Raw genomic sequence first — 6,070 nt, forward strand, 5'->3', positions numbered from 1 at the left:
GCCCGGACCGGCCGTCAGGCCAGCCCGGACACCCCGGTCCGTGGTGTTTCGGTCAGTCGCTCCGGGTCAGGAGACACCCAGGGTGGACAGGTAGTCCGGGTTCTCCGACAGCCACGCCTCGACGGCGGCCGGCTCGTCACCCTCGTGCACGTTGAACATCAGGTCCTCCAGCGAACCGAGCTGCTGGTCGTCCATCTGGAACTTCTCCAGCATCGCGGTCACCTCGGGAAAGTCCGCGCTGAACCCGGTCCGGGCCAGCGTGGTGATCTCCTCGGCGGTACCCAGGGTGCCCTCCGGGTCGGCCAGGTCCTTCAGCTCGAAGTTCGAGTAGGCCCAGTGCGGGTGCCACAGGGTCACCACGATCGGCTCCTCGTCGCCGATCGCGCTCTGCAGCGCGGCGAGCATCGCCGGGGTGGACGAGGTCCGCAGCTCGTAGTCGTCCAGCCCGTAGGTCGGCATGACGTTGTCCTGGGTGGCGGCGGTCAGACCGGCGCCCGGCTCGATGCCGATGATCTCGTTGTTGAACAGTTCGGCGTTGTCGGCCAGGTCCGCCAGCGAGTCGACCCCGTCCACGTAGGCGGGGACGGCGATGCTCAGGCTGGCGTTGTCGTACCAGACCCCGATCGTCTCCAGGTCGTCGCTGTACTCCTCCATGTAGGAGGCGTGCGTCTGCGGCAGCCAGCCGTCCAGGAACAGGTCGATGTCACCGGAGGCCAGACCGGAGTAGACCACGCCGGCTTCGACGTTGGTCAGCTCGACCTCGTACCCCTCGGCCTCAAGGATGTTCTGCCACAGGTAGGACGCGGCGATCGCCTCGTCCCAGGCCATGTAGCCGATGGTGATGCTCTTGTCGGCGGCGTCGGAGCCGTTGTCGCTGCCGGTGTCGCTGTCGGCGTCGCTGCCGCAGGCGGCGAGCCCTAGGGCCAGGGCGGCGGTGGCCGCCACTGCGGCCCGGCGTAGCGGGTTGTTGCGGAACATTCGTTGTCGTCCTTCCATCGTGTTGCCCTACACCGGCGGACTCGCGGCAGCGAGGCAGGGCGCCGGCACCGGTGACCCTCCCTGCGGGATCTCGGTTCGGATACGGTGCAGCTCTAGTTCGGTCTTCGGGTCGGTCCGGTCTCGGGTCGGTCCGGTCGGACTCGCGGTCAGGCTTCCTGCAGCGCCCGCTGCGCCTTCGCCGACCGGGTACGGGCCCCGATCGAGTCGGTCAGCCGGTCGAGCACCACCGCCAGGATCACCACGGCCATGCCGCCTTCGAAGCCCTGGCCGACCTGGAGCCGGGCGAGTGCGGTGTTGATCACTTCGCCGAGGCCGCCGGCCCCGACCATCCCGGCGATGACGACCATCGACAACGCCAGCATGATCACCTGGTTGACCCCCTGCATGATGGTCGGCAGGGCGAGCGGCAGCTTGGTACGGAGCAGGACCGCCCAGGGCGACGCACCGAACGCCTCACCGGCCTCGATCACCTCGCGGTCGATTTGTCGCAGGCCCAACTGGGTCAGCCGGACCCCCGGCGGCATACTGAACACCACCGTAGCGATTACCCCGGGGACGGCGCCAATGCCGAAGTAGAAGATCGCCGGGATCAGGTAGACGAACGCCGGCAACGTCTGCATCAGGTCGAGCACCGGACGGGTCAACGCCGCCGCCCGCTGGTTCTCCGCGATCAGGATCCCGAGCGGGACCGCTATCGCCAGCGACAGAGCACTCGCCACCAGCACCAACGCCAGCGTACTCATGGTCTCTTCCCAGTAGGGCATGCCGGCGACGATGCCGAGCCCGATGGCGGTGCCGATGCCAAACTTCCACCCGCGCAGCCACCAGCCGAGCGCCGCGAAGATCAGCACCACGACGATCGCCGGCGGTGCGAGCAGCACGTCGACCAGGGGATCCACCAGCGACTCGACGAATGTCGAGATCCCGTCGAAGAGCGCACCCAGGTACTCGGTCGTCCAGTCGACGACGATTTCGAACGCCGAGCCGATCTTGACGTACGGGAGGATGCTGTCAATGCCGTCGGCGGCGTTCATGAGCGGTCTCCCTCCGGGCTCAGCACTGCGTCAGCCGGGGTTGCCTGATCGGGGACTGTCGCGGTGATGGTGCCCGCCTCGCTGGTGCTGGTCGGCTCGGCGTCGTCGCCGGTGCCGTCGCTGGTCCCGTTGCCGGTGTCGCTGCCGATGCTGCCGAGCGCGGTGAGCAGGGTGATCCGGGGGATCACGCCGGTGAGCCGGCCGGTGGTGTCGGTCACCGCGAGCGGGTGCGAACTTTCCGCACAGGGGGTGAACAACTCGGCGACCGGGGTGTCTTCCCCGGCGACCCGGACGTGGTCGGTGGTCACCACGTCCTGCAGGTTTCGCCGGCCGTCGCGGACCGCCTGGTCAACGACGTCGTCGGAGACCGTACCGAGGAACTGCTTGTTCTTGCCGGTGACATAGATCGCGGAGGTCTGGGTCTCCCGGAGGATCCGGGCGGCGACCCGGGGACCGGAGTTGACGTCGACGACGCCGAGCGGTCGCTCCATCACCGATGAGGCGGTGAGGATGCGGGTACGGTCGACGTCCGCCACGAACTGCGCCACGTAGTCGTTCGACGGGTCGGTGAGGATCTCCTCGGCGGTGCCCAGCTGGACGATCCGGCCGGAGCGCATCACGGCGATCCGGTCACCGAGGCGCATCGCCTCGTTGAGGTCGTGGGTGATGAAGACGATCGTCTTGCCGAGCTGAGCCTGCAGGTCCAGCAACTGGTCCTGGACCTCGCGGCGGATCAGCGGGTCGAGGGCGGAGAACGCCTCGTCCATCAGCATGATGTCGGTGCCGGCCGCCAACGCCCGGGCCAGGCCGACCCGCTGCCGCATCCCGCCGGACAGCTCCTGGGGCAGTTTGTCCGCCCAACGGTCCAGACCGACCAGGCGCAGTGCCTCCATCGCCCGCTCCCGCCGCTCGGCGCGGGGCAGCCCGGCCGCCTCCAGCGCGTAGCCGGCGTTCTCCAGCACCGAGCGGTGCGGCAGCAGCGCGAAGTGCTGGAAGACCATGCTGATCTTTTCGCGGCGCAGCTTGCGCAGCGCGGCCGGCTTGAGCTTGGTCAGGTCGACGCCGTCGACCTCGACCGAGCCGCCGGTCGGGGTGAGCAGGCCGTTCAGCATCCGGATCAGGGTGGACTTCCCGGACCCGGAGAGCCCCATCACGACGAAGATCTCGCCGGGCCGGACCTCGAAGTTGGCGTCGACGACGGCTGCGGTGGCGCCGCCCAGGTTCGCCGGAGCGTCGGGTTGGCTGGTCTTGAGGCGCTCGAGCGCCTTGTCAGCACGTTTGCCGAAAATTTTGTACAACGATTTCACGACGATTGCGGACACGATCTCCATTCCAACGAATGTCGTGACGCTGGTCCCAATCGACGCACACGGGAGGTGTTCATCGACCGAAATCGAGTCGTCGGACGGTCGGTGGGCAAGTCAAACCAGGTCTGTGGTGGGGGTTTGCACTCGACCATACCCGACGGTCTGCCACGAACGAAAAACATTCCCGTACGGGATATTTCGGACATCTTGCACGGGGTGTCTGGTGGCGGTGCTGCCATTCCAGCTGTTCCATTGTCGACGGTATCGCCACCGAATCAGGTATGTGTGCTGGCGGTACGGCAAAGCGCACACCGCGCTCGCCGGCCCGAGATGCGAGGTATGACGAGGTACATCCGGTTATCCCGGGGCAGGGCCCCTGACCTGCGGCGGCGATGCCCAAGGGTGCCCGGCGGAAAGTCTGTGCCGCAGGTCGCCGTATCTAGCTGGATAACAATTCACTGGCAACTGGGTGGGCCACTGCTGATCTGCGGAAATGAGCGGCCGGGGTGACGGTTCGGATTGAACATGATCTTTCGACGGTGAATCAGTTATCGAGTTTCGCAACATGTGCTGGCAGGGTGTGGGGGAGTGCGGTGCCCGAAGTGCTGCTCGATCGTCTTGAATGGTTAGTGCAAATGAGCGGGCAAGAGTTCGCGTGGCGATGAGCGCGCTAACCTGTCTGAACCGCCCTGCCGTCCTGCCCTTAACCTCTGTGGCTCTGCTCCCTGCCTCTGCCGCCCTGGCACCTCGCCCGATGAGCCACCTCCCCCCGCTGGGCCGCTGCCTCCGACTACTTCCCACCCACAAGCCGTGCTGGCTCACCCGGACTTCGCAGCCCGAAGGCGGTTCTGGAGATGGGCACCCTGACCTGACGGTCAAGAAAGTTGCATGTTCAGTGTCGTTCGGGCAGCGACATTCGTGGCGCCCGACGCGAGCCCTTGCGGGTGGAACTGTCGACCCGACCACTGAGTGGATCATGAACGCGCCGTGATCCCGATCCGGTGGGTGATCGTCACGTCGGTGATCAACGGTATCCCTGGCCGGCAGCACCGCCTTGGTGATGATCACTGCGGGCACATTGTCTCCGTCGAACGGGAGAATCTTGCGGTGGATGCTCACCGCCCGGCGGAGCCGGGATCAGCAGGGTCGATCCGGTCTCTTGCCTGATTGTCCCGCATAAGCGGGCAAAACCGCCTATAGTCCTGTCTATGCTCAGTACTCGGGCGAAAATCCGGCACGCCATCGGTGACCAGCGGATCATCCGTGTCCAACGGCTCGTGGCACCTGTCGTGCGCCGCAACCTGCCCCTGCTGGCCAGGGTCTACGACACCGACAAGGGTCGCGGACACGGCTACGCCGCGCTGTACGAGCGGCATCTCGGCGACCTCCGCGACCGCCCGATCAACCTGCTCGAAATCGGCATCGGCGGCTACGACTCCACCACCTGGGGAGGTTCGTCGCTGCGCACCTGGCGGGACTACTTCCAGCGTGGCCAGATCCACGGCCTCGACATCGCCGAGAAGCAGATCGACGAGCCGCGAATCCACGTTCACCGCGGCGACCAGTCCGACCAGACCTACCTGCGGGAGCTCGGGCGCCGGTACGGGCCATTCGACGTCGTCATCGACGACGGTAGCCACGTCAACGCGCACATCCGGGCATCGTTCGACGCACTCTTCGTCGACCACGTGCGACCGTCGGGCTTCTACATCATCGAGGACATGTCGACGGCCTACCTCGACGAGTACGGCGGCGGCCCGCCCGGAGACCAAGGCACATCCGTCGGACTCGTCCAGAGCCTCTGCGACGACGTGAACCGACGGCACTGGGCGGGGTGGCACGGACGGCCCGCCCTACCCGTACGGGCCGTCCACGTCTACGAAAAGATCGCCTTCGTCCAGCACGGCTGACCACCGGCGGAGCTGCAGTGGACATCGACGACGCGGCGGCGGTCAGCCGAGTCCCTTGACGCCCGGATAAGCCGTGTCCGAAAGAACCTGTACGGCGGTGCCTGCGGCGGAGGTAGAGGGGTGGTACACCCGCAGCGGATGCCGCGTTCGACCTTGTCGACCCACGAGTGGGGTTTGCCGATCCGGTCGGCGAAGACCTGCTGGGTGAGGCCACGTCGGGCGCGGAGTTGGGCGATCCGCCGGCCGATGGGCTGGTCGGCGATGCGGTGGCGGCCGGGCGCGGTCATCGGTGCGTGCTCCGGTGGATCTCCTCGGTGGTCGCGCCGCGGCGGGGGCACCACCGGGACTTGACCCGGATCGCGAACAGGCCGAGGAGGAAGCCGGGCATCAGGCCGGCGAAGACGATCGGTAGCAGTTTGGCGATCACGAGCACTCTCACCTTCTGGCGAGGCCGGCGGGTCGGAGCGTTACCGCGCTCCGACCCGCTGGCCCGTTTTACCGGAATCGGATTCGGGTCATCGCCGGAATCCGATGTGCCCAGTTGACCTCAGTCGGGTGGTGACAGGAGGGGGTGCGCGTGGTGCGCATCGGTGCGGATCGGTGTCGGGGCAGCCTGCCGGACACCAGGTCCGCTACCGTGCGTGGGAGCGACCACTACGGGTGAAGGGTCGATGCGGTGGCAGTCAGCGGGGACGGGATCAGGCGCTTGTTGGCCGAGGCGGGCTGGCAGCCTGAGCAGTCGGCACGATCCTGGACCTACGCGCCGCCGAGGCGTACGCCAACAACCACGCCGTCACCGACACCCGCCGTGCGCTCGACA

The 6,070-nt window shown here is 67.1% G+C and carries 5 protein-coding genes and 1 pseudogene; 1 reads left to right on the forward strand and 5 read right to left on the reverse strand.

Annotation, left to right across the window (positions count from 1 at the left end; translation table 11 throughout):
- Nucleotides 1–66: 66 nt before the first annotated feature.
- The 3 genes from ACFHWT_RS28080 to ACFHWT_RS28090 form a co-directional block, all read right to left on the reverse strand.
- Nucleotides 67–978, reverse strand: coding sequence for a glycine betaine ABC transporter substrate-binding protein (locus ACFHWT_RS28080; protein WP_416597681.1), 912 nt, complete (start codon nucleotides 976–978; stop codon nucleotides 67–69).
- A 167-nt stretch (nucleotides 979–1,145) separates the two neighbouring features.
- A complete protein-coding gene (locus tag ACFHWT_RS28085) occupies nucleotides 1,146–2,033 on the reverse strand; it encodes an ABC transporter permease (RefSeq protein ID WP_416597682.1) in 888 nt (295 codons plus the stop codon).
- On the reverse strand, nucleotides 2,030–3,364 hold the full coding sequence (locus ACFHWT_RS28090; protein WP_416597683.1) for a quaternary amine ABC transporter ATP-binding protein: 1,335 nt from the start codon (nucleotides 3,362–3,364) through the stop codon (nucleotides 2,030–2,032). The genes ACFHWT_RS28085 and ACFHWT_RS28090 overlap by 4 nt, the downstream gene beginning before the upstream one ends.
- A gap of 1,184 nt (nucleotides 3,365–4,548) precedes the next feature.
- On the opposite strand from ACFHWT_RS28090, the gene ACFHWT_RS28095 reads away from it, so the two are divergent.
- Nucleotides 4,549–5,250 (forward strand): hypothetical protein, encoded by a 702-nt coding sequence (locus ACFHWT_RS28095; RefSeq protein ID WP_416557283.1) that lies wholly within the window; start codon nucleotides 4,549–4,551, stop codon nucleotides 5,248–5,250.
- A gap of 134 nt (nucleotides 5,251–5,384) precedes the next feature.
- On the opposite strand, the pseudogene ACFHWT_RS28100 reads toward ACFHWT_RS28095, so the two are convergent.
- Nucleotides 5,385–5,513, reverse strand: a pseudogene (locus tag ACFHWT_RS28100) (helix-turn-helix domain-containing protein); the annotation flags it as partial.
- A gap of 20 nt (nucleotides 5,514–5,533) precedes the next feature.
- Nucleotides 5,534–5,677, reverse strand: a complete 144-nt coding sequence (locus tag ACFHWT_RS28105; protein ID WP_416597684.1) for a hypothetical protein — start codon at nucleotides 5,675–5,677, stop codon at nucleotides 5,534–5,536.
- Between the last annotated feature and the right edge of the window lie 393 nt (nucleotides 5,678–6,070).

Source organism: Micromonospora sp. LOL_021, from assembly GCF_048060215.1.
GTDB lineage: Bacteria > Actinomycetota > Actinomycetes > Mycobacteriales > Micromonosporaceae > Micromonospora_E.

Coding starts and splice junctions, on each gene's coding strand:
- ACFHWT_RS28080 (WP_416597681.1), bottom strand. CDS start 978: ATGTTCCGCAACAACCCGCTACGCCGGGCCGCAGTGGCGGCCACCGCC.
- ACFHWT_RS28085 (WP_416597682.1), bottom strand. CDS start 2,033: ATGAACGCCGCCGACGGCATTGACAGCATCCTCCCGTACGTCAAGATC.
- ACFHWT_RS28090 (WP_416597683.1), bottom strand. CDS start 3,364: ATGGAGATCGTGTCCGCAATCGTCGTGAAATCGTTGTACAAAATTTTC.
- ACFHWT_RS28095 (WP_416557283.1), top strand. CDS start 4,549: ATGCTCAGTACTCGGGCGAAAATCCGGCACGCCATCGGTGACCAGCGG.